The following is a 24,886-nucleotide window of genomic DNA, read 5'->3' as shown; positions in this document are numbered from 1 at the left end:
TCTCGCAGTTGATGGAAAAGAGTGCCCTGAACCTCGGGCTTCCGGGTTCGCGAGCTAACGCTCGCGCCCCGGAATGACGGGCTTGGGGAGACCGACCGTCGGTTATCCCGCCTGGCGTGCGGAGGAAGGCTGGGTCGCCGGCTTGGTCGGCACGTTCCAGATCTCTTCGGCGTATTCGCGGATGGTGCGGTCCGAGGAGAACCACGCCATCCGGGCAACGTTGAGGATGCCGGCGCGGGTCCAGGCCGGGCCGGCGCGCCAGCGTGCGTCGATGCCGCGCTGGGCCTCGTAGTAGCTGTCGAAATCGGCGCTGACCATGTAGTGGTCGAGGTGCCGCAGCGCATGCGCGACGGAGGCGAACCGCGCCCGGTCGTCGGGCGAGAATGCGCCGGAATCGATCGCGCGGATCGCGTTGGCGAGCGCCGGCGAGCGGTTGATGACGTCGGTGGCGTCGAGCCCCTGGGCGCGGCGCGCCACCACTTCGAGCGCTTCCATGCCGAAGATCGCGATGTTCTCCGCCCCCACCAGGTCGCGGATTTCGATATTGGCGCCGTCGAGCGTGCCGATCGTCAGCGCGCCGTTCAGCGCCAGCTTCATGTTGCCGGTGCCGGAGGCTTCCATGCCGGCGGTCGAGATCTGCTCCGACAGGTCGGCGGCCGGAATGATCACCTCGGCGAGGCTGACATTGTAGTCGGCGAGGAACACCACTTTCAGCTTGCCGCCGATCGAGGCGTCGTTGTTCACCACCTCGGCGACGTCGTTGATCAGCTTGATGATCAGTTTGGCGTAGCGATAGCTCGCCGCCGCTTTGCCGGCGAAAATCTTGACCCTCGGCACCCAGTCGCGGTTCGGATCGTCCTTGATCGCCTGATACAGCGCGATGGTCTCGAGCACGTTGAGCAGTTGTCGCTTGTATTCGTGAATGCGCTTGATCTGGACGTCGAACAGCGCGCTCGGGTCGATCCGGATGTTGTTGCGCTCGCCGATCAGCCGCGCCAGCGCCACCTTGTTGCGGTGCTTGACCGAGCGGAACTGCTGCTGAAACGCGCTGTCGCTGGCGAAGGCTTCGAGCCGTTCCAGCCGGGTCGGATCGTCCAGCACTTCGTCGCCGGCAACCGAGCGGATCAGGTCGGTCAGCCCCGGATTGGCCAGCGTCAGCCAGCGCCGGAAGGTGATGCCGTTGGTCTTGTTGGTGATGCGGCCGGGGTAGAGGAAGTTGAGATCGTGGAACACGGTCTCCTTCATCAGGTCGGAATGCATCGCCGAGACGCCGTTGATGCGGTGCGAGCCGATGAAGGCGAGGTGGCCCATTCGTACCCGGCGACCGGCCTTTTCGTCGATCAGCGACACCGAGGCGCGGAATTCGATGTCGCCGGGGCTGCGCGCCTCGGCGAGGCCGAGATGCGCCTCGTTGATCCGGTAGATGATTTCGAGGTGCCGCGGCAGCGTGCGCTGGAACAGATCGAGCGGCCAGGTCTCCAGCGCCTCGGGCAGCAGCGTGTGGTTGGTGTAGCTCAGCGTCGCGACCGTGATCTGCCAGGCATCGTCCCAGCGCAGCGCGTGGACGTCGACCAGGAGCCGCATCAGCTCGGCGACCGCCAGCGAAGGGTGGGTGTCGTTGAGCTGGATCGCCGCCTTCTTGGCGAGGTTGCGGATCTGGCCGTCGGAATCCAGGTGCCGCTTGATCAGATCCTGCAGCGAGGCGGAGACGAAGAAATACTCCTGGCGCAGCCGCAGCTCGCGGCCCGCCGGGCTTTCATCGTTGGGATAAAGGAACTTGCAGATCGCTTCGGCGCGCGCTTCGTGCGCGGTGGCGCCGAGATAGTCGCCGGTATTGAACACGTCGATCAGCAGCGGGTCCGGTGCGCGCGCCGACCACAGCCGCAGCGCGTTGACGTGCTGGCCGCGCCAGCCGACGATCGGGGTGTCGTAGGCGATCGCCTGCACGGTTTCGCCCGGCGTCCACACAGCGCGGGTGAAGCCCTTGGCGTCGGTGACCTGATCGACATGGCCGCCGAACTTGACCTGATACACCACCTCGGGCCGCTGCAATTCCCACGGGTTGCCGAAGCTCAGCCACTCGTCGGGGAATTCCTGCTGCCAGCCGTGATTGATGATCTGGCGGAACAGGCCGTAATCGTAGCGGATGCCGTAGCCGTAGGCCGGGATCTCCAGCGTCGCCATGCTCTCCATGAAGCAGGCCGCGAGCCGGCCGAGGCCGCCATTGCCGAGCGCTGCGTCCGGTTCGCATTTGCGCAAATCGTTGAGGCCGACGCCGAGGTCGCCGAGCGCGGCGGCGAATTGGGACAGCAGACCCATATTGTTCAGCGAATCGGTGAACAGCCGGCCGATCAGGAACTCGAGCGACAGGTAATACACCCGCTTGCGGCCAGCGTCGTAGCTCTCTTTCTCGGACACCAGCCAGCGGTGCACGATCCGGTCACGCAGCGCCAAGGCGGATGCCTTGTACCAGTCGTGCTTGGTCGCGTGCGCGGCTTCCTTGCCGATCGCCAGCGTCAGCTTGGCGAGGATCGCACTTTTGATCTCGGCGAGCGCCAACTCGTCGAGGGGCGCAGGCTGGGAGTTTTTTTCTGGTAGCGATTGCACGGGCAAGTGACCATTCCAAGCGGACGAGACCACGACCATACAAACAATAGTCCCGGATCGAAACCCGTGACGAGGGCATCGTTGCGGCGCGGTGCCCGGGTTTTGTGCAAAAAGCCGCGACTCCGAGTGCCTGCAAGCGTGGCGACCGCCTGATTTTGCGATCTGAGCGCCCGGATCGGAGGCCGGTCGGGCCGAATTGCGCGCGAGCCGAGGCAGGGTGTTGAGAACAAAATTAGAACATTATGCAAAGTCTTGAGTTATCATTCCGATTCGGCGCGCGGCGCCGTCTATATCTATCTGTTCAAGCTTTCGAGGACGAGATGTCCACCATCGCCTTCGACCAGACGGCGCTCACCCGGATCGCCGATTTCGCCCGCTCGCTGTCGCGGCTGCACCAGCTCGCCCGCCGCCAATGGGTCGATGACGACCAGCTCGACCGCGAGTTCAACGCGGTGTGCGTGTCGATCTGGGGGTACTGCCCGGACGATCTGGTCGACCAGATGTTCGATCCTGCCGATCTCGCCTGGCTGGATACGCTGGACGAGGCCACCGCGCGGATCTTCGCCGCCGAGCACGGCTACGATCTGGTCGACGACACCGGCATGCTCACCGACTGGTGGGGCTATTGCTGGATGATCCTGGCCGAAGCCCGCGGCCTGCTCACCCCCGAAAACCGCGCCGCCGCCCGCGCGCGCCTCGAAGAATGCTACCGCACCGCCCCGAACGTGATCGGCGTGATCGTCGGCCGGTAGGCGTACCGAGGCATTGCGGAGCAGAAGAGGCCTCAAGCCCCGGAATGACGGTGAGCCTCAATCGACCGCGGCGCGGCGACCGTGCGGGATCGGCTTGGGTGGTTGGATCGGCAGGGAGACATCGCCGCCGAGAGCCGGCGGCGCCTGCTCGGCGATCTGGTCGTGGACGGGGGCGACCTTCATCTCGCCGAGCCGGGCGCGCAGGCTGGCGGTCAGGCCGGGATAGTCGGCGACCGGGGTGAAGTCCGGCGTCTGCTCGACACCCAGTCGCACGCCCGTATAGGCGGCGAGGCCGTCGGCCGTCGCCACGATGTCGCCGGCGCGCAGCGAGGTGTCCTGCGACAGGTCGATCTGCGCGAGGCCCGCCGGGTCGCGGCCGTTGCAGGTGCAGTCCTGTTTCAGCGCCTTGCGATAGGCGAAGGCGTTCGGCGAATCGGCGTAGCGCTCGCCATTGGCCGCGCGGGCGCCGTCGATCTGGCTGCCGTAATACACCTTGGCGTTGCCGGCCGGGCAGAACGCCTGGCACATCTGGGCCGGGCTGGCGCCGCTCCGGAGTTGCAGCGGGAAGTACTTGCCGTCGCAGCTGCGCACGCAGAACGCCGGCCCACCGCCGGCGGACGCCTGGCGCTGCGGTTGTGGCTGCTGGGGCTCCTGATTGAGCCCGAACGGGTCGGCGAAGAAATTGGCCTGCGCCGGGGCTCCGCGCTGCTGCGGCCGTTGCGGGCCGGCGCCGCCGAACAGGAAATCCAACAGGTTCTGCGCCGAGGCGATGTCGGGCGCGGCGGTCAGCGAGATGGCGATCACGGCGCCGAGGGCGAGCGTGCGGCGCCGCAGGCGCGAACTGGTAAGCAAATGACGCAAACGCCCACTCCACCGACGCAACCACGCAGCGGCAACGCCGCTGTCGGTTGGACTTTAGGATGGGATGGTAAACGCCGGGTTTCCGCCGGCGCCGGCCGCACTCAGGCGTTGAGGAACTCGCTGGCCTTGTACAGCGACCGGAACGGCAGTCCGGCTGCGGCGAAGGCTTCGGTGGCGCCTTCTTCGCGGTCCACCATGGTCAGCACCAGCACGATCTCGGCGCCGGATTCCTTCACCGCCTCGACCGCCTTGATCGCCGAACCGCCGGTGGTGGTGACGTCTTCGACGATCACGCAGCGCTTGCCGGCCAGGCTCTCGCCCTTCGCCAGCCCTTCGACCGACAGCCGGGCGCCGTGCTCCTTCGGCTTCTTGCGCACGAAGAACGCCGCGATCGGATGGTTCTTCAGCCAGGACAGCTGGGCGATCGCGCCGGCCAGCGGCACCGCGCCCATCTCCAGCCCGCCGACATAATCGACCTTCTCGTCGCGCAGCGCCTCGTAGGTCAGCTCGGCCAGCAGCGCCGCACCCTCGGGGTCGAGCATCGTCGGCTTCAGATTGAAGTAGAAGTCGCTCTTGCGTCCCGACGCGAGCGTGATCTCCCCCCGGCCGAACGAACGGGTGCGGATGATGTCGGCAAGGCGGGCTCGGGCGGCGGATTTGGACACGGGCGATCTCTAGGCTGTTGGAAGCTGCCGCAATCTAGCCGCGCCAGCGCGCCGATGCCAGCGGCGCGGTAAGGTATCAACGAACGCATACAGCGCCCGTCGTTTGTCCGCAGCAGTGCCCCTGGCACAGCGCGCACCCTCTCCCGCAGGCGGGAGAGGGTGCGCGGCGCACGCTGCGGATCAGTGCGCCACAACGAAGGGCTGGCACTAATGCGCCTCGTCCCAATTGTCCGCCGCCCGTGCATCGACCTGCAGCGGCACATTCAGCAGCACCGCCGGGAACGGCGCGTCCTGCATCACCGCGCGGACCACCGGCAGCGTCGCTTCCACCTCGGCCTCCGGCACTTCGAAGATCAGTTCGTCGTGGACCTGCAGCAGCATCTGCGCAGAGAGCTTCTTCTCGGCGAGTGCGTCCTCCATCCGCACCATGGCGCGGCGGATGATGTCGGCGGCGGAGCCTTGCAGCCGGGCGTTGATCGCGGCGCGCTCGTTGAAGGCGCGGATCGACGGATTGGACGCCTTGATGTCCGGGTAGTGGCATTTGCGGCCGAACAGCGTGGTGACATAGCCGTGCGACCGGCAGAAATCCCGCGTCTCGTCCATATAGGCGCGGATGCCGGGGAAGCGCTCGAAGTAGCGCTTGATGTAGGCGCCGGCTTCCTCGCGCGGGATGCCGAGCTGATTGGCGAGGCCGAATGCCGAGATGCCGTAGATGATGCCGAAATTGATCGCTTTCGCCCGGCGGCGGATTTCCGACGGCATGCCCTCGACCGGCACGCCGAACATTTCGGACGCTGTCATCGCGTGAATGTCGATGCCGTCCTGGAACGCTTTTCGCAGCGCCGGCACGTCGGCGACTTCCGACAAGAGCCGCAGCTCGATCTGCGAGTAGTCGGCCGACACCAGCTTGTTGCCGGGCGTCGCCACGAAGGCGCGGCGGATCTTGCGGCCATCCTCGGTGCGCACCGGGATGTTCTGCAGGTTCGGCTCGTTCGACGACAGCCGACCGGTGGTGGTGGCGGCGAGCGCATAGGTGGTGTGAACGCGGTGGGTCTGCGGATGCACGTAATTCGGCAGCGCGTCGGTGTAGGTCGAGCGCAGCTTGCTGACCTGCCGCCAGTCCAAAATCTTGCGCGGGAATTCGTGGCCCTGTTCGGCGAGCTCGTCCAGCACCTGCGCCGAGGTTGACCACGCGCCGGTCTTGGTCTTGCTGCCCCCCGGCAGGCCCATCTTGCCGAACAGGATGTCGCCGAGCTGCTTCGGGCTGCCGATGTTGATGTCCTCGCCGGCGAGCTCGCGGATCTCGGCCTCGATCCGCGCCGCGGTCTGGGCGAAGTCGGCCGACAATCGCGACAGCACCTGGCGGTCGATCGAGATGCCGCGCCGCTCCATCCGCGCCAGCACGCCGACCAAGGGACGTTCGAGCGTCTCGTACACCGCGGTCATGCTGCCGGCGACGAGCCGCGGCTTCAGCACGCGCGCCAGCCGCAAGGCCACGTCGGCGCGTTCGGCCGCATAGGCGGTGGCGCGATCGATTGGCACCTGATCGAAGCCGATCTTGTTTTTGCCGGTGCCGATGAGTTCTTCCTGCGTGTGCAGGGTGTGGCCGAGATTGCTTTCCGACAGCGCTTCGATCTTGTGGCTGCCGCGGCCGGCATCGAGCGCGTAGGACATCAATTGCGGATCGTCGATGTTGCGCAGGGTCAGGCCGTGCTGCGCCAGCAGCACCGCGGCGAATTTGATCGTGAAGCCGACCTTGGCGACGCCGGCGGATTCCAGGATCGGCTTCAGCGCATCGAGCGCGTCGCGGGGGCCGATCTGGTCGGGCGCGAGGCCGGCGGCGAACAGCCCGTCACCGTCGCCGGCCTGCTTGTGGGCGAGCGGAATGTAGCAGGCGTCGTTCGGGCCGAGCGCCAGCGCCAGTCCGATCAGCTCCGCCTGCATCGGATCGATCGAGGTCGCGGCCGCCTCCAGCGCCACCACGCCGGTGTCGTGGATGCGGGCGATGAAAGCCTGCAGCTCGTCCAGGCTGCGCAGCGTCTTGTAGGCGGTGCGGTCGACCGGGATCTTGCGCGCGGCCTCGGCGCGTGCGGCGACCAGCGTTTCGGGCGACAGCACGACGCCCGGTTTGCCGTCGCGGCCGCGGCCCGCATTCAGCGGACCACCTTGCCCCGAACTCGGCGAGCTCCCTCCCCCGCTTGCGGGGGAGGGCTGGGGTGAGGGCTCTTGGCCCGAAAACAGATCGTCGCTCGGGGGCGCGCTCTTCGCCAGCGGCGGAACGGCAGACTTCAGCGCCGTCTCCGCCTCGATATCCGACGGATCGATCTGGGCATATTCGGCAACGCGCCGCGTCAGCGTGGTGAATTCCATCGCCTTGAGGAACGCCACCAGTTTTCGCGCGTCCGGCTCGTGCACCGCGAGCTCGGCGAGCGGCACCTCTAACTTCACATGGTCGTCGAGCAGCACCAGCTTGCGCGAGATCCGCGCCTTCTCGGCATTCTCGATCAGCGCCTCGCGCCGCTTCGGCTGCTTGATCTCAGCGGCGCGCGCCAGCAGCGTATCGAGGTCGCCATATTCATTGATCAGCTGTGCCGCGGTCTTGATGCCGATGCCCGGCACGCCCGGCACGTTGTCGACGCTGTCGCCGGCCAGCGCCTGGACTTCGACGACCTTCTCGGGCGGCACGCCGAACTTCTCGATCACCTCGGGCACGCCGATGCGGCGGTCCTTCATGGTGTCGTACATCACCACGCAGTCGGTCACGAGCTGCATCAAGTCCTTGTCGGACGACACGATCGTCGCCGTGGCGCCGGCCTCGCAGGCCTCGCGCACGTAAGTGGCGATCAGATCGTCGGCCTCGAAGCCGGACTGTTCCAGGCACGGCAGATCGAACGCCCGCACCGCCTCGCGGATCAGCGCGAATTGCGGGATCAGATCGTCCGGCGCCGGCGGCCGGTGCGCCTTGTATTCGGGGTACAGCTCATTGCGGAAGGTGACTTCCGACTTGTCGAAGATGATGGCCAGATGCGTCGGCCGGTTGTCCGGCGGCATGTCGCGGAGCAGCTTCCACAGCATGTTGCAGAAGCCGAGCACGGCATTGACCTGCAGCCCGTCCGACTTGCGGGTCAGCGGCGGCAGCGCGTGATAGGCGCGGAAGATGTACGACGAGCCGTCGACCAGAAAGATGTGGTCGCCCTTGCCGGGCGGCTTGACGCCGATGGGGGCAGGGGGCGTGGCGGAGGAAGCGGCAGGCGTCGCAGCGGCGGATTTGGAGCTTTTCGGCATGGCCGCAACTTAAGGGGTCTGGCGGGTTTTGGCACCCCTTTCCAGCCACCAGATCCGCCGGGGACGCCAACCAAAAAGGCCGGGCGAACCCGGCCATTTCAGCGAAAGCCTCTCGTCCGTCATTGCGAGGAGCGAAGCGACGAAGCAATCCAGCTCGGTGCTCGGAGCTGGATTGCTTCGCTTCGCTCGCAATGACGGTGTTGCGTACGCGGTGCCTTACGCGAACCCGTGCTTCTTCTTGCTCTCCAGTTCCTGCACCTTGAAGGCGTTGAAGCGGGGCAGGAACTTGTCCCAGTCGATGATGTGGGCGTCGATTTCCGGGCCGTCGATGCAGGCGTGCTTGCGCACCATCTTGCCGTCGATCGTCACCGGCACCATGCAGGCGCCGCACATGCCGGTGGCGTCGACCATGATCGAGTTGAGGCTCGCCACGGTCTTGACGCCATACGGTTTGGTGAGATCGGAGACCGCCCGCATCATCAGCGGCGGGCCGATCGCGATTACTTCGGCGATGCTGCGGCCTTTGCCTTCCTGGTTGGCTTTCATCATCTCCTCGAGCGGGCCGGTGACGAAGCCTTTGACGCCGTAGCTGCCGTCGTTCGTCGTGTAGATCAGCGATAGCTGGTCGCCGAACTCCTTCTTCAGCTTGCCGACGCGCTCGTCGTCGCCGGTCCAGAACAGGAACTCCTTGGCGCGGAAGCCGGAGATCAGCGTGACGTGGTTTCCGAGCCGCAGGTGCTCGCGCATGATCGGATACACCGGCGGCAGGCCAACGCCGCCGGCGCAGAACACCACGGTCTGGTTGCCATCGTAGCGATGCAGTTCCGAGGCGCGGCCGAGCGGGCCGGCGATGCCAGAGAACGCATCGCCGATCGCCATCCGGTTGATCTCCAGCGACGAGGTGCCCATGCCCTGCACGACGAGGTCGATGGTGCCTTTCTCGGCGTCCCAATCGGCCAGCGTCAGGGGGATCAGTTCGCCCTTCTCCCAGGGGAGCACGCGCACGAACTGGCCGGCTTTGGCCGAGCGCGCCACCATCGGGGCCCGCACGGTGAATTCGACGATGCCGCCGGCGAGCGGCACCTTGGCGACGATGGTCTGCTCGATCTGGCCGAGTTCGGTGTACTTCGCCGCGCGCGCGACGCGGTCCTTGATCTCGGCCGCGGTGAACGGAATCTCGCCGACGATCTCGCGTGCGGCCGCCTGGCCGTCGCCGGCCGCGCGGATCGCAGTGGAGCCGCCGCGCGCGGCGTCGCCGCCGGTGTAGACGTCCTTGATCGAGGTGCGCTGCGACCCCTGTTCGACCTCGATGGTGCCCCATTTGTTGGTCTTCAGGCCGGGTTCGGCGTCCTTCATGATCGGGTTGGCGGTGTTGCCCAGCGCCATGATCACGAGGTCGACCGGCACCCGTTCGAGCTCGCCGGTCGGCTTCGGGCTGCGGCGGCCGGACTTGTCCGGTTCGCCGAGCTCGTTGACGTCGAGCAGCGCGTGGGTGACGAAATGGGTGTGGTCGTCGCCGATGAATTCGCGCGGCGCCCGCAGCACCTTCAGGTTGATGCCTTCTTCGAGGGCGTGATGCAGCTCCTCGACGCGGGCCGGCATCTCGCTCTTGGTGCGTCGATACACGATGGTGACGTTGCCGCCGAGACGCTTGGCGGTGCGCGCCGCGTCCATCGCGGTGTTGCCGCCGCCGATCACGAACACGTTCTTGCCCTTCACTTCGGGCAGCGGCGTCTCGTAGCGATCATCCAGACCGCGCATCAGGTTGACGCGGGTCAGGAACTCGTTGGCCGACATCACACCTAACAGGTGCTCGCCCGGCACGTTCATGAAGGTCGGCAGGCCAGCGCCGGTGCCGACGAAGATCTTCCAGAAGCCTTCGGCCTTGAGGTCTTCGAGCGTCGCGGTCTTGCCGACCACGAAGTTCTTCACGAAGCGGCCGCCGAGCAGGATGATCTTCTCGACCACGTCGTCGATCAGGGTGTTGGGCAGGCGGAATTCAGGAATGCCGTAGCGCAGCACGCCGCCGAGGTCGTGGAACGCCTCGAAGATCGTGACCGGGAAGCCCTCGACCGCCAGCAAGTACGCGTTGATCAGACCCGACGGGCCGGAGCCGACCACCGCGATCGGCGGCTTCACGGCCGCAGCCCACGGCGAGATCCGGCCGGCGAAGCGCTCATTGGCGTTCGGGTTGGTGAGCTTCTGATGCTCGGGCAGGTACCATTCGAGCTGGCCGATCTCGATCGGCCGCTTGGTATGGGTGCAGACGCCCTGGCACTGCAGTTCCTGCGGGCAGACGCGGCCGGTGACGTTCGGCAGCGGGTTGCAGCTCTCGATCAGCTCCAAGGCTTCGCGATGCTTGCCGTTGCCGAGCAGGTCCAGCATCTCGGGGATGTGGATCTTCACCGGGCAGCCGCCCTTGGCTTCCTTCTTGCCCTGGATCAGCACGCCGAGCTCGCACGGCTTGTCGTCGCACTGCTTGTCGCGCATCACCTCGAGCCAGACGAACAGCTCACACTCGCGCACCGAGTAGCCGATCGACTGGTAGCCGAGATAGCCCTGGTTCACGAGTTCGAAGTCGATCGCGCGCTCTTCCGCCGGACGGATGTAGGGCGGGATGAACGCTTCGCCCGGCCAGCCTTCCGACAGATTCTCGAACATCGGGTAGCGACCGCGCAGATGCACGTCGATCGCCTTGATGAACTTGCGCTTGAACTTTAGCGGCAGCGCCCAGATGAAGCGCTGCAGGATGATCGACATGTCGTCGCCGCGGGCGAGCAGATTCCACAGCGTGGTGGTGAAGGCTTCACCCAGCTCCGGCTGCTGGAATTCCCAGACGATGGCCTGGGTGCCGTCCGCGATGAACATGTTGCGCAGCGACGCCGGGTCGTTGACCAGGCGCTTCTGCAGCAGCGCGAGCTGCTTCTGGAAGACGCCGACAGCCTCGCTGGCCTGCAGCTCTTCCAGTTCGCTCTTGGAGCTTTCCAGCGTGCTGCGCGCCTGCTGGTAGCGCAGCACGTCGCTGGAGACCGTTCCGGTGACGTCGCTCATCGAATGATCTCCGCATCGCAGTTGGCCGCCGCGCGGCTCAGTTTGGCCGACAGTTCAGGCGTGACCTTGAGCTTCCCGAACACGCCGGGGATGACGTGGGCGACGTCCTTCGGGGCGCCGTCGACGACGATCTTGGTGAGTTCGAACACTTCCGGCACGTCCTGGTAGCAGCTCTTGCAGTTGGTGCACTTGCCGAGATCCGCATCGTCGATGTGGATCGGCTCGGCGCCGTTGCCATTGGCGGTCTTGGCGCCGTTGGTCGGCGCCGCCGCCGGAGCTGCCGCGAAGCCGTTCATCAGCGCGCCGAAGCCACCGGCCGCCGGCGCGTTGGAGGAGGCCGCCAGCTCGCTCATGCCGCGCGCGATCTGATCGAGCGAGCTTTCGCGGGCCTTGACCTGTTCGTCGTACTGGTGCTGCAGCGCGGCCAGTTCGGCGCTGTGCGCTTCGTCGAGCGCCCGGACGTCGAAGCCGCCGAGATACTGCAGCGTGCGCCAGTACTTCCGCCGTTCTTCCACCAGCGCCACCACGGTCTCGCCGACCGACAGCTTGATCAGCTTCTTGTCGGCATCGGTGGCGTAGATGAACGGCGTCTTGCCGGCGCGGGCCGCCGGATCGAGCGCGACGTATTCGTCGATCGGCAGCGCGCCTTCGTCCTTCTTCAGCGGCTTGAATTGCTTGCGGAAGCGGACTTCGGTGTGGGCGAAGTCGGCCGGCGTTAGCTTGGCCTTGAGAAGCTGCGGTTTGCCGTCGGCGTCGACGTACTCGATCGTCTTGCTCGCCCAGTCCTGGTCGGCCTCGGGGTTGCCGTCGAGCGAGAACCAGTTGTTGAGCTTGCTGCCCTTGCGCGGGTCGTGGACGAACACCGGATTCATCCGGCTTTCGACCGCCAGACGCGCCTGGCGGTTGGCGACGGCGTCGCCGATGCCGTGCTCGGCCTGGCACGGCGTATAGACGTCGAGCACCGCCGGCGACGAGGTGTGGTTCAGGAACTCCATCACGTTCTTCAGGAAGTGACCCTGCAGCGCGGTCGCGGTCTGCACCACGAACACGCTCGGATGGAACGAGGCGATCAGGCCGAGTTCTTTGCGTGATTCCTGCTTGCCGTGCTGGGCGATGCCGAACCGCGACAGGTCGCTGTCCTGGCCGGTGAGGCTCGCGGTCGAGGTCTGGCCGCCGGTGTTGGAATAGGCACCGGTGTTCAGCACCACCACCTTGATCGGCGTCTTGGTGGCGAGCAGACGCGACAGCGCGCCGAAGCCGATGTCGTAGGTGGCGCCGTCGCCGCCCATGCTCAGCACAGTCGGCAGCATCGAGCGTTCTTCCGGCGTGAATTCGCTCCAGCCAAAATAGCGGAAGTAACCGTCGTGCTTGGCCGCATCATAGGCGTCGGCCAGTTCGAGCTTGGCGATGCGCAGCGCTCGGAAGTCCTCGGATGCCTTGGCGGTGAGACCTTCGAAGATGCCCTTGGCCACCGCGGGGGTGTCCTGGAACAGGCTGTTCACCCACGGATCGGTGTAGGGGTTGAACGGGAAGGTCGACGCATAGACGCTCGAACAGCCGGTGGCGTTGGCGATCACCATGCCGGACGGGCCGTTGCCGGTCGGGCCGCTCTCGTAGAGATACAGCCGCTTCTCCAGCGTCTTCAGGGTCTGGTCGATCCGGGCGGCGCGCGCGTCGTCGCCGGCCACCAGCGCCCGCTTGGCATTGAGCTGGTCGATCAGGGTCTCCAGCTCGCGAATGTGATCCTTGCGGCGCTTGTCGTGGATCGCGTGGTTGGTCGAGGTCACCAGACGGATCGCGGTGACTTCACCGCAGCCGCGGCAGGCGCCGTGGCCGCCGGTGGTCGCGTAGTAGTTGGCGCGATCGAGCATCAGCCGCTTGGTCTCGCCGCCCTCGCGCGTCGCGCTTTCGGTGAACCGCGCCGGGGTGTTCGGGGTGCGGCTCAAGAATTCGAACCGGGTCTGGAGCTGCTCCAGCATCGGCTCGTCCTGTTCACGATCGACCAGTGCGCCGGGGCCGCAGACGTCGATACACTCCAGACAGCCCGAGCACTTCCACGGATCGACGCTGACCGAGTACAGACCGCCGGTGCCCGGCTGGCTCTTCTCCATCGCGTCGAAGAACGGCCGGGTGCGGGCCACCGGATACACCGACAGCGCCGCCGACAGCTTGCCGAAGTTGCGGTTCAGGGTGGCATTGTCGAGTTTCAGCGCTTCGGCGGCCTGCGCCACGATGTCGTGGAACGGCTTATCGTCCTTGCCGGAGCGATACACGTCGCGGATCGCTTCGGTCAGCGCAGGCACCTTCTCGCGCAAGCTGTCTTGCTGAGCGGGCGCGATGTCGAGCTGCTTGATCGCGGTCAGCAGCAGTTCGTGGATGTCGTGCACGGCGTTCGGGATTGCGGCGTCGGGGCAGACCAGCGCGCATTCCATACAGCCGGTGCACAGATCAGCCTTGAACTCCGGCACGTTGCGGCGGAACAGGCCCTTGTCCTTGGCGGCCGCAGAGCCGGCCGGCATGAACATGCCGATGCCCGGCAGCACCGGCGCCTCCGCAATGGTGCCGTCGCGGAACGGCGCGGCCAGCACGTCGTCGTAATATTCAGGATCGAGGAAGCCAGCGGCCGAGGCCGGCGCCGCGACACGGCACATCGAGGCCGAGATCGAGGCGTCGCGCTTGGCCTTCGGCGCGGCCTTGATGGCGTCCTCGCTGAACTCCGGCGCGTCGACATCGACCTTGTGGGTGGCCTCTAAACCCTCGCGGATCACCGCCATGTTGCCCTCGACGATGTCGCCGCCCTTGGCGCCGAACTTCTTCGAGATCTGCTGGCGGATCTTGTTGAGCATCGCCTCCTGCGAGGCGTCTGCCACCACGCGGTCGACGTTGCCGCACACCGCGCCGATGAAGGCGATGCCCATCATCCGGGTTTCGAGTTCGGCGGTCGGCGCGTGCCGCTTGGCCACCGCAAACGCGTCGATCACGTAGAACTTTATCTTCTTGTCGCGGATGGTCTGTCGGGCCTTGGCCGGCATGTCACGCCAGACTTCGAGCGGCGTCAGATTGGTCTGCAGGATGAAGGTGCCGCCTTCGACCAGGCCGCGCAGCGGGTTGGTGTGCACGAACACCTTGTGGTCGGGCGAGATCACGATCTCGACGTCTTCCAGCTCGGCGTTGGTGATCTTCACCGGCTCGGGCGACAGCGTGATGTAGTAGTTGGTCGGTGCGCCGCTCTTTTCCGAGCCGTATTTCGGCGCCGACTTCGAATGCATGTCGAGCGCGCCGGCCAGGATGTCGGTCAGCAGCTTGCCCGACGCGATCGTGCCGTAGCCGCCGATCGAGTGGAAGCGGATGCGGAACGCGGACGGCGGCAGCAGGTTCGGGTTCGGCCCGGTCTCCAGCGCCATGTACTGGGTTTCGGGATACGCTTCCTTCAGCCGGTTCTGCCGGGCTTCCATTCGGGGCGAGGGATTCTCGGCGAAGAACTTGGTGCCGAGATACACGAACGGCGCGCTATCCTGCTTCTCCATGTTGGCGTAGCAGGCGATCATATCGCGCGGCTGCAGGTCGTGGCCGCCGAGACCGAAGATCGCGGTGGTGATCTTCGGCAGCTTGGCGAGCGCCGGGATGCCGGCATGACGCACGCCGCCGTCGCCGTTCTCGCGCGCCTTGCACAGCGCCTGGGTCACGAGCTGGGTCAGCGCGGTGACGTCCGAGCGCTCCAGTACGGTGACGGCGGTCTTGCCCTTCAGCGCCTCGACCAGCTCGGCTTCCGGGAACGGCTGCAGCATCTTGATCGACACCACGCCGACCTTCTTGCCCTGCGAGCGCAGATAAGCCGCGACCGCTTCGGCGTCGTCGGTGACCGAGCCGAGGCCGACCACGACGTGCTCGGCATCGTCGCACATGTAAGTCATCACCGGCTTGTATTCGCGGCCAGTGAGCGCAGCGTATTCGGCCATCGCTTCCTTGACGAAGCGCGGCACCGCATTGGCGAAGTGGGTGCGATGGTCGACCGCACCTGCCTGGAAGTCGGGCTGGTTCTGCACGCCGCCGGTCAGGCCGGGATTGTCGATGTCGACCAGCGCCGGCACGAGCTGCCGGGTGCCCTTCTCGGGTGCGTTGATCCACTGCCGCTTCCACTGGCCACGGAGCTCTTCCGGCACGTAAGCGAGGGTCTCGGCCACGATGGTGCCGGCGTTATCGGTCTCGATCGTGTCGGCGTTGTCGGTGAGGAATTTCTTGAGCGCCGCGAGCTCGGTCGGCATGAAGTCGGCTTCGTGCCGCAGCAGATATTGCTCGAGCTGGAACACGCGGCCCTTGGCGCCGAACAGCATGTCCTGCGCGACGGTCGGGCACTTGATGCGGCCGGCGGGGTCGCCGAGAAATTCGCGCAGCAGCTCCGGCTCCGGCATCAACGCCTCGGAGAGCATGTGCGAGGTGGCGAAGCCGTCCATCGCGTTGGCGACCGGGATCAGCGAGGTCGCGGCGACTTTATAAGAGATCGCAGCGAGGTCGGCGGCTTCCTGCGGATTGGAGCCGAACAGGATGGTGTAGCCCGACGACAGCAGCGCATAGACGTCGTCATGGCCGGCCATCACGTTCAGCGAGTGCTTGGACACCACGCGGGCGGCGACTTGCAGCACGAAGCCGCCGACCTTCTTGCCGACGGTGACGTAGTGCGACTCCAGGCCGTACAGGATGCCCTGGCTCGACGACGCGTTGGAGATGAACTTGCCGCCGGTCAGCGCCGCGCCGAGGGCGCCGGACTGCGCCGAGTGCTCGCCCTCCGGCTCGAAGAAGAACGGATGCTTGCCCCAGACGTTGCAGCCGCCGGACGAGCGGAACGCCTCATAGATTTCCGAAATCTCGGTCGAGGGCGTGATCGGGTAGCCGATGACGCCGCCGCAGACATGCCCCATCACCTGCGCCACTGCGCCGTTGCCGTGGATCACCGAAGGAATGCCGGGATATTTTGCGTTCATGGGGTCCGTCCGTTCTTGCGTGTCTTGCGTTGGATCGGCGGAGCGAACCCGCCGTGTTGCGTCGGCCATGTTTGGGAAAGGTGTATCGATGCCGGGCGGCTGCTGAGGCAGCGGTCGGGCAGAACCTCCTCGTGGCCTTTAGATTGACTACTCGCGAGGTATCAGGGCCTCGCCGGCAGAGATGTTGCGTTGTGTGCGGTGCAGTAGCACGCAGGGGGAACCCCCGATTTGACGCGCATCAAAGCGCAAAAAATATGCTTCGGAGAGCAATAAAATTACGCATCGCCTAAACAACGGGCGGTGCCAGTTGCACTTGCAGACGCGCCTTGCTCGCAGAATTTCCCTTGGTCCAAAAGCAGAATTCCTTCTGCGGCGAGATCGTTATATACTCGAATATATGACGATGGCGGGCGGCAGGGGTATCCACCCGCCGCTCGTGCTCTCTCGACAGCGGAGCGCCGTGGACCAGCGGCGATGGGCCGATGACCTTCGACTCGCAATGCGATCTGGCTGCGCTGGTCTATGAGCGCGGCGAAGACCCGGATCGGGTGCTCGGCGAATTCGCCGCTCACCTGAATTCACAGGGATACCGCGCGGTCGGTTTGGTGCAGGTCGGTCCCCGCGGCGACGAGGCCCGCGGGCTGTCAGCGCGGCTGGTGCATTCCGGCGAGCAGATCTCGCTGTATCAGGATCTCGGGCCGATGGCCGAAGGCTGTCGGCTCGATCCGAGCCGTTTGCTCGACGCCGGTGCGCGGGTCGCGTCCGCCCTGGCGCAGGGTGCCGATGTTCTGATCATCAACCGGTTCGGCCAGCAGGAGAGCGAGGGTAAGGGCCTGCTGCATCTGATCGTCGAGGCGCTGTCTGCCGACATTCCGCTGGTGATCGCGGTGCCGAGCCATCGCTTCGATGCCTGGATCAGGTTCGCCGACGGCATGAGCGTGCGGCTGAAGTGCGAGCGGCGCGCGCTCGATCAATGGTGGGAGAAACTGCACGGTCGCAGCTTCCGGCGTCCCGCCCACCCTCACGTCAGCGTCTGCGAGGCGCTGAAATGAAAGGTGGGCGCGACTTGGTGTCGCTCGGGCCGATTGCGGCGAGATCAGTCGACCGCGACCAGCACGTCGGAGGCCTTGATCACGGCCATCGCCGGCTGGCCCTTGGCGAGCTTCAGTTCTTCGGCGGATTCGTTGGTGATCGAAGCCGTTACGATTGCGCCGCCGCCGATGTCGATGCGGACATGAGAGGTGGTGGCGCCCTTGACGACTTCGACGATGGTGCCCTTGAGCTGATTGCGGGCGCTGATTTTCATGGCTCTGGTCTCCTTGAGTTGAGGTTGGCCGGGTTGGGTTTGTCGTTATATAGTTCCTGCACATGACGACCAGTCCGACCAAATGACGAGGCTGCCCCGGATGTCCATAGAGGCAACCGTCACACTGAAGACGAAGGAGATCTCTGGAGTCGGCCGCGATCGCATCCGGCTGCTCCAGGCGGTCGCGCGCGAGGGCAGCATCACGGCCGGCGCTAAGGCGGCAGGGCTCAGCTACAAGGCCGCCTGGGATGCGCTCGACGCGATGACCAATCTGTTCGGCCGTCCGCTGCTCGAAACCCGCACCGGCGGCAAGGCAGGCGGCGGCGCCCAGCTCACGCCGACCGGCGTCAAGGTGATCGAAGCCTTCGGCCGGCTCGAGGCCGAGATGGCGCGGGTGTTCCGCAATCTCGAACCCGAACTCGCCGGCAGCGGCATCACCCCGATCAATCTCGTCTCCGGATTTTTCATGAAGACCAGCGCCCGCAACGCCCTTCGCGGCGTCATCACGGACATCAGGGCCGACACGCTCAGCGCCGAAGTTGCCGTGACGGTGTCGCCCGAGACCACGATCTACGCGCTGCTGACGGCAGAGAGCGTGCGCGGCCTCGGCCTCGTGGTCGGCCGCGAGGCGATCGTGCTGATCAAGGCGCCGTTCGTGATGATCGCCCCCGGCCATCAGCCGCCGATGGTGTCGGCGCGCAATTGCGTGCGCGGCACCGTGCGCCGGGCCGACATCTCCGCCGTCAACGCCGAGATCGTGCTCGATATCGGCGGCGACAAGACGCTCGCTGCTTCGGTCACCGCGCGCAGCGCGGACGACCTCAACCTGTCACCCGGTGACCCGGCCTGCGCGGTGTTCGACGCCGCTCACGTCATCATCGCGATCGACTGACCGCGCGCATGACCTATCCGCCGTCATTGCGAGGAGGCGAAGCCGACGAAGCAATCCAGCGCCATGCACTGAGCTGGATTGCTTCGCTTCGCTCGCAATGACGAAAACCAAACGAGCAACTAACAGGAGTTATCCCTTGAAGACCATCCTTACTCTCAAGCTCGCGCTGCTCGGCGCCGTCGCCATCGGCCTGTCGGCGAGCCAGGCTCTCGCCGATTCCGCCAAGGTCGCGGTCGCCGCCAACTTCACCGAGCCGGTGAAGGAGATCGCCGCGGCGTTCAAGGCCAAGACCGGCCACGAGCTGGTGCTCTCGTTCGGCGCCAGCGGCCAGTTCTTCACCCAGATCTCCCAGGATGCGCCGTTCGAAGTGTTCCTGTCGGCCGACTCGGCGCGGCCGAAGAAGCTCGCCGATGAAGGCTTCGGCGTGAAGGGCACCGTGTTCACTTACGCCGTCGGCAAGCTGGTGCTGTGGAGCAAGTCGCCCGGCGTGGTGAAGGGCGAGGAAACGCTGAAGCAGGCGTCGATCGCCAAGGTGTCGATCTGCAATCCGGCCGCCGCGCCCTATGGCGCCGCCGCGGTTCAGACCATGCAGTCGCTGAAGCTGTACGACGATCTGAAGCCGAAGCTGGTCGAAGGCGCCAACATCACCCAGGCCTATCAGTTCGTGCAGACCGGCAACGCCGAGATCGGCTTCGTCGCGTTGTCGCAAGTGATCGCCGACAAGGACGGCTCGCGCTGGATGGTGCCGCAGGATCTGTACAAGCCGATCACTCAGGACGCGGTCTTGCTGAAGAAGGGCGAAAACAGCGCCGCCGCCAAGGCGTTCCTCGACTTCCTCAAGGGGCCGGAGGCGAGCGCGATCATCGAGAAGTTCGGCTACGAAGTTCCGAAGCCGAAGGCGAGCTGACGTTCGCAATGCGCTCTCTCCCGTCATTGCGAGCGCAGCGAAGCAATCCAGCTCCAAGCACGGGGCTGGATTGCTTCGTCGCTTCGCTCCTCGCAATGACGGTTGGATAGGCCATGACCAATCTCCCTCCCGATATCTGGCAGCCGGTGTGGCTCACCATCGAGCTGGCGGCGATGACCACGGTGATCCTGCTGATCGTCGGCACGCCGATCGCGTGGTGGTTGGCGCGGTCGAAGGCGTGGTGGAAGGAAGGCATCGCGGCGGTGGTGGCGCTGCCGCTGGTGCTGCCGCCGACCGTGCTCGGTTTCTATCTGTTGGTTCTGATGGGCCCCGACGGACCCGGCGGCGCGCTGGCGTCGCTGTGGGGTGGCCGTACCGTGGCTTTCACCTTCGGCGGCCTGGTGTTCGGCTCGGTGATCTACTCGATGCCGTTCGTGGTGCAGCCGATCCGCAACGCGTTCGATGCGATCGGCGATCGCCCGCTCGAAGTCGCCGCGACCCTGCGGGCCTCGCCGCTCAAAGCCTTCTGGACGGTGGCGCTGCCGCTGGCGCGGCCGGGCTTTCTGGCCGGGGCGGTGCTCGGCTTCGCCCATACGGTCGGCGAGTTCGGCATCGTGTTGATGATCGGCGGCAACATTCCGGGCAGCACCAAGGTGCTGTCGGTGGCGATCTACGATTACGTCGAGACCGCGCAATGGCGCGAGGCCAACATCCTCGCCGGCGGTATGGCGGCATTCGCCTTCGTGGTGATTCTCACGATGATGATGCTGGAGAAGCGAACCGCACGGATCAGGGCATGAGGGCGCTGTCACCTCCCACCATTCGCGCGGCGTTTCGCGGCCAGCTCGGCGGCTTCACCCTGGATGCCGCCTTCACGGTGCCGGCGACCGGCATCACCGGGCTGTTCGGCCCGTCCGGCTGCGGCAAGTCCAGCGTGCTGCGTTGTCTGGCGGGTCTGCAGCATCTGCCCGGCAGTAGCTGCGAAGTCGGCGGCGAAGTCTGGCAGGACGATACGACCTTCTTGAAACCGCATCACCGCCCGATCGGCTACGTGTTTCAGGAAGCCAGCCTGTTTCAGCACCTCTCGGTGAAGGCTAATCTACTGTACGGCGCGCCCCGCGAGTCCGGCGATCCCCGCGTCGATGCGGTCGGCTTCGACGAAGTGATCGAACTGTTGGGGCTGTCGAAGCTGCTGGCGCGTTCGCCGCGCAATCTGTCGGGCGGCGAGCGGCAACGCGTCGCGATCGGCCGGGCGCTGCTGTCGCAGCCGCGGCTGCTGCTGATGGACGAGCCGCTGTCGGCGCTCGATCGGCTCACCAAGGACGAGATCCTGCCGTTCCTGGAGCGGCTGCATGCGCGGCTGTCGCTGCCGGTGATCTATGTCAGTCACGACATTACCGAGATCGAACGGCTGGCCGATCATCTGGTGCTGATGCGGGCCGGCAAGGTGCTGGCGGTTGGTCCGCTTGCCGAGCTGCAGAGCGATCCCAAGCTGCCGCTGGCGATCGCGCGCGATGCCGCAGTCAACTTCGATGCCGAAGTGGAAAGTTACGACGCCGACTACGGCCTGGTGACGCTGCAGATCGACGGCGCACGGCTGCTGGTGCCGTCGGCTCCGGTCCCGCGCGGCGAACTCAGGCGCGTGCGGATCGGTGCCAGCGACGTCAGCCTGGCGCGCGAGTTGCCGCAGGCGAGCTCGATCCTCAATGCGGTCGCAGCGAGGATCGTGGCCACGTCGCCGATCGGCGCCAACGAAATGCTGGTGGTGCTGACTCTCGGCCGCGAGGGGAATGGCGGCCGTCTGCTTGCGCGGCTCAGCCGGCGGTCGTGGGATCAGTTGCGGCTCGCCGAAGGCGTCGACGTCTACGCACAGATCAAAGGTGTCGCCCTTGCACCGGGCCGCGACGGCCACGCGTAGTCGCGGCATCGAACGCCGAGGTGGCGGCACAAACTTCGCATTCTTGTCCTTGATCGCTGCAACGGCGGCGCTGGCTACTACGCGACTACCAGTCGTGTCGGGTCAACGACGCCTCATGTCCGCATCTCATGGAGGAGAATCGACAATGTCGTTTGAAAGCAATCAACTGATGCCGATCGCTGCGCTACGCGGCGGGCCGGGGACGCCGGCCGCCGATGTGCTCACCGCGTTCGCGCTGCGCCGCAAGGCCGAAGGGGTCGACGTCGTCGGCGTCATCGCCCCGCCCGAGGATGCCAGCCACGGTCATGGCGGCGGTCACGAAGGCTGCGAATGCCGCAGCGAGCTGATCGATATCGCGACCGGCGACCGCTATGCGATGCATCAGGATCTCGGCTCCGGATCGCAGGCCTGCAATCTCAACTCGTCGTCGCTGGCTTTGGCGGCGGGGGCGGTCGAACGCGCGGTAGCGCGCAAGCCGGCGCTGGTGGTGCTGAGCCGGTTCGGCGGCCAGGAGGCGGTGCGCGGCGGCTTGATGTCGGCGTTTCAGGCCGCGATCGCCGCCGGCGTGCCGGTAGCCTGTGTGGTGGCGCCGAAGGCCGAAAACGTCTGGAACGACTTTGCCCAGGGGCTGTCGGTTTCGCTGCCGCCGGAGGCCGATGCGCTGGAAGCGTGGTGGCGCGATCACGCTCGGGGACGGAACGCGGCGTGATCGGACCGGGTCGCGCCCTCCCGGGCGCGATACCAAGCTTCGAACAGGCTTGACGCATAGGTGCCTTCGTAGCGCCCGGTCAGATAGGCCGCCGCCGCTTCGAGGCTCTTGCGGCCTGTCCAGGCTGCCGGGGCTACGGCCCCGACCGGCGATAACTGCGGCGTCGCGGTCATCCGAATGGCTTCGGCGACGGCCGCCGGATTGGCTGAAAGCCCCGCATTGCGCTGCACGCTCAACAGCAACGCGGCAGCGCCCGCGACCAGCGCGGCCGCGACGTTCGGATTGCTCCGCTGCACGACCCGGCCCTCCAGGGCTGCGCCCGAAACGCTCGCTCCCGGAGCGGCAATCCCGAAGTCGCCCGAACTCTCGTCAGAACTTCCGAGGGGCTGCCCGGCGCCGTCGAGTCCTGCGACCGGCAGCAGATTCACCGCGCCGCAACGGCGCAGCAGCGTGCTGCAGCCCTGGCGGCCGGCGCCGGTGATGATCAGCACATTGCCGGCGTTGCATCGGGTGATCGCCCGCGCCAGCACACGGTCCGGATACCAAGGCTGTTCGAACAATCCGGCGCCGATCAAGATGACTTGCGCACCGTGATCAAGAGCCCGCGTCAGTGCGTCGGCGAGGTCGGCCTGCGCGCAGAGCGGCTGATCTTCGGTGAAGATCGGCGCGATCAGGCCTCGGCACAGCGGCGCAATGCCCTCGACCGCCCGGCAGGGCTGGCCGAAGATCAGGCTGGCGAGATGGGTGCCTTGCGCGGTGGACGGAGGGTCTTCATCGCTGCGCTGCATCACGGCGGTGTGGAGCGGCGTCAGCGGCGCGCCGACGAAACAATCGTGAGTTCGATCGACTGGACCGTCCAGCACCGCCACAATGATGTTGCGATCGCCACCGCCGAACGCAAACAGCAGCTCCTGGTGGAACTTGCTTCCGGAAACGCTAACCATAACCCCGCCCGCATCTTCCGCCGGCTTACATGCGAATTGATCGCATATGGTTGCCAGCAACCCCCGCTGCAACCGACGGTATACGTCCCGTTATTTCGCGATTTTTCAATCGGTCAAGAGACTTCTCGCATAATTCCTTATTGGGTCGGGTTCGGCGTCCTTATCGATGCAGGTTCTGCGTGAAAATGGCGTGATAGACGCGTGAAAAGTGCTATTTTGTCCAAAGAGGCAGGAAGGATGCGGGATGAAGGCGGCAAATTCGAAGCGGTACGCGCTTCGGTTGCTCGGACCTTTCGAGCTCACGGCGCCCAGCGGACGCCGGGTCGAGATCACCAGTAAGAAGGGCATCGCCGTCGTCGCCATGCTCGCGTTGTCGCGCGACGGCGGTCGTAGTCGCGGCTGGCTGCAGGATCGGCTTTGGGGCAGCCGCCGCAAGGTGGAGGCCGCCGGCAGCCTCCGCCGCGAACTGTCGAACCTGCGCAAGCTGCTGAATTCGGACACCGAAGAGCTGCTGCTCAGCGATCGGGATCGAATCCGGCTCCGTATCGATCTGATCGACGTCGACCTGCTCGCGGCGCGGCCTGGGCGTGCGGCCGGAGAATTCCTCGAAGGCCTCGACATTCCCAGCGAGCGCGGCTTCGTCGACTGGCTGCGAGAGCAGCGCGACGCGCTGGTGCCGCCGGCTAACGATGTGGCGGCGTTTGCCACGGCCGCTGGCGGCTCGCTGCCGGGCCACATCGTCGACATCTCGCTGCCGCCGCTCGGCTTTGCCGGTCGCCCGGCGGTCGCGGTGCTGCCCTTCGCCAACACGACCGGTGACGAGTTGCTGGATTATGTCGCCGAAGGCATCGGCGAAGAGCTCATCGTTGGCCTGTCGCGGGTTCGCTGGCTGCCGGTGATCTCGCGCAACTCCAGCTTCTCGTTCAGTGAAAGCGACGATCGCAAGCTGATCGGCCAGCGGCTCGGCGCGCACTATCTGGTCGAGGGCCGCCTGTACCGCGCCTACGACTCTTACGGCGTGTCGGCCTCTCTGGCGGAGGCGATCTCCGGCTATTCGCTGTGGTCGCGGCGGTTCACGCTGCAATTTCCCGCGGCGCACGACGAACTCGAGCAGTTCGTCAACGAACTGGTGGCGCAACTCGAGAGCCGGATCGAGCACGCCGAACAGATCCGCATCCGCGGCAAGCGCCAGGATCGGCTCGGCGTCAGCGATCTGATCTGGCGGGGGCGTTGGCATCTCAATCGACTGACGCGCGCCGACTCCGAAATGGCGCAGAAGCTGTTCGCCGAAGCGTTGTCGCTCGATCCGGATTCGCCCGAAGCGCTGATCCAGGCCACCGCGGCGCTGGCGTGGTCGATCTGGGCAGGCCGCCATCCGCAGGATCAGATCCTGCGGATGCGCAAGCTGGCGCAGCAGGCAATGCTGGCCGATCCCGACGACGGCCGCGGCTTCATGCTCGCCGGCATTGCCGAGATGTGGCTGCGGCACCCGCTCGAGGCGAAGAACCTGCTGAACCAGGCGATCGCGCTGACCCCGAGCCTGGCGCTGGCGCATGCGCAGCTCGGCGGTTGCTTCAATCTCGCCGGAGAGCCCGAACGGGCGATCGTTCAGCTCAAGATCGCGATGCGGTTGTCGTCCAACGACCCCAATATCTTCTATTCACTGGGCGAGTTGGCGCTCGCCCATACGATGCTCGGGCAGTGGCCGGAGGCGATCGAACACGCCACGCTCGCGCTGGCGCGGCGCCCGGCCTATTGGTATGCGCACGTCCTCAAGATCAACGCGCTGGCGCGGCTCGGCCAGCTCGATGCGGCGCGGATCGCTTGCGATGAGTTGCTGGCGATCAAGCCGAACTTCTCCAAACGTTTTCTGGACTGGCTGCCGTTCGTCGACCGCACCTGGGTCGATCACCTCGTTCAAGGGCTGAAGATGGTCCCTGGGCGTTCGCCGGATTGGCCGGAGCGGGACAACCAGGAGATCGCCGCGCAGTATCAGTCGGGTTGAAC

General features: G+C 66.0%; 16 protein-coding genes. 8 read left to right on the top strand and 8 right to left on the bottom strand.

The genetic code is table 11. From position 1 onward, the window contains the following. Positions 1-102: 102 nt before the first annotated feature. Complete coding sequence (locus tag M9H71_RS06075) at positions 103-2,646, bottom strand: glycogen/starch/alpha-glucan phosphorylase (protein WP_455404172.1); 2,544 nt, start codon at positions 2,644-2,646, stop codon at positions 103-105. Between the two features lie 281 nt (positions 2,647-2,927). Here M9H71_RS06075 and M9H71_RS06070 point away from each other — a divergent pair, with 281 nt between their 5' ends. Next, entirely contained in the window at positions 2,928-3,359 is a 432-nt protein-coding gene (locus M9H71_RS06070; RefSeq protein WP_455404171.1) for a hypothetical protein, read from the top strand. A 57-nt stretch (positions 3,360-3,416) separates the two neighbouring features. Here M9H71_RS06070 and M9H71_RS06065 read toward each other — a convergent pair whose 3' ends face one another. The 5 genes from M9H71_RS06065 to M9H71_RS06045 form a co-directional block, all read right to left on the bottom strand. Next, a complete protein-coding gene (locus tag M9H71_RS06065) occupies positions 3,417-4,220 on the bottom strand; it encodes a DUF2865 domain-containing protein (RefSeq protein ID WP_455404170.1) in 804 nt (267 codons plus the stop codon). Positions 4,221-4,321: 101 nt separating this feature from the next. Continuing rightward, positions 4,322-4,885 carry an orotate phosphoribosyltransferase gene (pyrE, locus tag M9H71_RS06060; protein WP_455404169.1) on the bottom strand — a complete coding sequence of 188 codons (564 nt, stop codon included), beginning with the start codon at positions 4,883-4,885 and terminating at the stop codon, positions 4,322-4,324. Between the two features lie 207 nt (positions 4,886-5,092). Further along, positions 5,093-8,170 (bottom strand): DNA polymerase I, encoded by a 3,078-nt coding sequence (gene polA / locus M9H71_RS06055; RefSeq protein WP_455404168.1) that lies wholly within the window; start codon positions 8,168-8,170, stop codon positions 5,093-5,095. 216 nt (positions 8,171-8,386) lie between these two features. Then, on the bottom strand, positions 8,387-11,221 hold the full coding sequence (locus M9H71_RS06050) for a sulfide/dihydroorotate dehydrogenase-like FAD/NAD-binding protein (RefSeq protein ID WP_455404167.1): 2,835 nt from the start codon (positions 11,219-11,221) through the stop codon (positions 8,387-8,389). Next, complete coding sequence (locus M9H71_RS06045; protein WP_455404166.1) at positions 11,218-16,203, bottom strand: 2-oxoacid:acceptor oxidoreductase family protein; 4,986 nt, start codon at positions 16,201-16,203, stop codon at positions 11,218-11,220. The genes M9H71_RS06050 and M9H71_RS06045 overlap by 4 nt, the downstream gene beginning before the upstream one ends. A gap of 482 nt (positions 16,204-16,685) precedes the next feature. On the opposite strand from M9H71_RS06045, the gene M9H71_RS06040 reads away from it, so the two are divergent. Next, positions 16,686-17,255, top strand: coding sequence for a DUF2478 domain-containing protein (locus tag M9H71_RS06040; protein ID WP_455404165.1), 570 nt, complete (start codon positions 16,686-16,688; stop codon positions 17,253-17,255). A gap of 44 nt (positions 17,256-17,299) precedes the next feature. Here the strand turns inward: M9H71_RS06040 and M9H71_RS06035 are convergent, their stop codons facing one another. After that, positions 17,300-17,509: a TOBE domain-containing protein gene (locus M9H71_RS06035; protein WP_455404164.1), complete on the bottom strand. Its 210-nt coding sequence runs from the start codon at positions 17,507-17,509 to the stop codon at positions 17,300-17,302. Between the two features lie 100 nt (positions 17,510-17,609). Here M9H71_RS06035 and M9H71_RS06030 point away from each other — a divergent pair, with 100 nt between their 5' ends. From M9H71_RS06030 to M9H71_RS06010, 5 genes are all read left to right on the top strand, one after another. Then, positions 17,610-18,401, top strand: a complete 792-nt coding sequence (locus M9H71_RS06030; protein ID WP_455404163.1) for a TOBE domain-containing protein — start codon at positions 17,610-17,612, stop codon at positions 18,399-18,401. Between the two features lie 136 nt (positions 18,402-18,537). Continuing rightward, positions 18,538-19,308: a molybdate ABC transporter substrate-binding protein gene (gene modA / locus M9H71_RS06025; RefSeq protein ID WP_455404162.1), complete on the top strand. Its 771-nt coding sequence runs from the start codon at positions 18,538-18,540 to the stop codon at positions 19,306-19,308. Positions 19,309-19,421: 113 nt separating this feature from the next. After that, complete coding sequence (modB, locus tag M9H71_RS06020) at positions 19,422-20,108, top strand: molybdate ABC transporter permease subunit (protein WP_455404161.1); 687 nt, start codon at positions 19,422-19,424, stop codon at positions 20,106-20,108. Next, the gene (gene modC, locus M9H71_RS06015; protein ID WP_455404160.1) at positions 20,105-21,226 is read left to right on the top strand and encodes a molybdenum ABC transporter ATP-binding protein; all 1,122 of its coding nucleotides are present in this window, start codon (positions 20,105-20,107) and stop codon (positions 21,224-21,226) included. Before modB ends, modC begins: the two co-directional genes overlap by 4 nt. Positions 21,227-21,371: 145 nt before the next feature. After that, positions 21,372-21,935 carry a DUF2478 domain-containing protein gene (locus tag M9H71_RS06010; RefSeq protein ID WP_455404159.1) on the top strand — a complete coding sequence of 188 codons (564 nt, stop codon included), beginning with the start codon at positions 21,372-21,374 and terminating at the stop codon, positions 21,933-21,935. Here the strand turns inward: M9H71_RS06010 and M9H71_RS06005 are convergent. Next, positions 21,908-22,879: a S8 family serine peptidase gene (locus M9H71_RS06005; protein ID WP_455404158.1), complete on the bottom strand. Its 972-nt coding sequence runs from the start codon at positions 22,877-22,879 to the stop codon at positions 21,908-21,910. The two genes, M9H71_RS06010 and M9H71_RS06005, sit on opposite strands and share 28 nt — an antisense overlap. Before the next feature lie 244 nt (positions 22,880-23,123). Between M9H71_RS06005 and M9H71_RS06000 the strand changes: the two genes are divergently transcribed. Continuing rightward, entirely contained in the window at positions 23,124-24,884 is a 1,761-nt protein-coding gene (locus tag M9H71_RS06000) for a tetratricopeptide repeat protein (protein WP_455404157.1), read from the top strand. The last annotated feature ends 2 nt before the right edge of the window (positions 24,885-24,886 follow it).

Source organism: Rhodopseudomonas parapalustris (assembly GCF_053772255.1).
This window is presented reverse-complemented; position numbering and strand designations above follow the sequence as displayed.

Excerpts from the sequence above, each read along its gene's own strand:
- M9H71_RS06045 (WP_455404166.1), bottom strand. The coding sequence starts at position 16,203 with ATGAACGCAAAATATCCCGGCATTCCTTCGGTGATCCACGGCAACGGC.
- M9H71_RS06035 (WP_455404164.1), bottom strand. The coding sequence starts at position 17,509 with ATGAAAATCAGCGCCCGCAATCAGCTCAAGGGCACCATCGTCGAAGTC.
- M9H71_RS06075 (WP_455404172.1), bottom strand. The coding sequence starts at position 2,646 with ATGGTCGTGGTCTCGTCCGCTTGGAATGGTCACTTGCCCGTGCAATCG.
- polA (WP_455404168.1), bottom strand. The coding sequence starts at position 8,170 with ATGCCGAAAAGCTCCAAATCCGCCGCTGCGACGCCTGCCGCTTCCTCC.
- M9H71_RS06070 (WP_455404171.1), top strand. The coding sequence starts at position 2,928 with ATGTCCACCATCGCCTTCGACCAGACGGCGCTCACCCGGATCGCCGAT.
- M9H71_RS06040 (WP_455404165.1), top strand. The coding sequence starts at position 16,686 with ATGACCTTCGACTCGCAATGCGATCTGGCTGCGCTGGTCTATGAGCGC.
- modC (WP_455404160.1), top strand. The coding sequence starts at position 20,105 with ATGAGGGCGCTGTCACCTCCCACCATTCGCGCGGCGTTTCGCGGCCAG.
- M9H71_RS06050 (WP_455404167.1), bottom strand. The coding sequence starts at position 11,221 with ATGAGCGACGTCACCGGAACGGTCTCCAGCGACGTGCTGCGCTACCAG.
- M9H71_RS06005 (WP_455404158.1), bottom strand. The coding sequence starts at position 22,879 with ATGGTTAGCGTTTCCGGAAGCAAGTTCCACCAGGAGCTGCTGTTTGCG.
- M9H71_RS06000 (WP_455404157.1), top strand. The coding sequence starts at position 23,124 with ATGAAGGCGGCAAATTCGAAGCGGTACGCGCTTCGGTTGCTCGGACCT.
- M9H71_RS06010 (WP_455404159.1), top strand. The coding sequence starts at position 21,372 with ATGTCGTTTGAAAGCAATCAACTGATGCCGATCGCTGCGCTACGCGGC.
- M9H71_RS06030 (WP_455404163.1), top strand. The coding sequence starts at position 17,610 with ATGTCCATAGAGGCAACCGTCACACTGAAGACGAAGGAGATCTCTGGA.
- modB (WP_455404161.1), top strand. The coding sequence starts at position 19,422 with ATGACCAATCTCCCTCCCGATATCTGGCAGCCGGTGTGGCTCACCATC.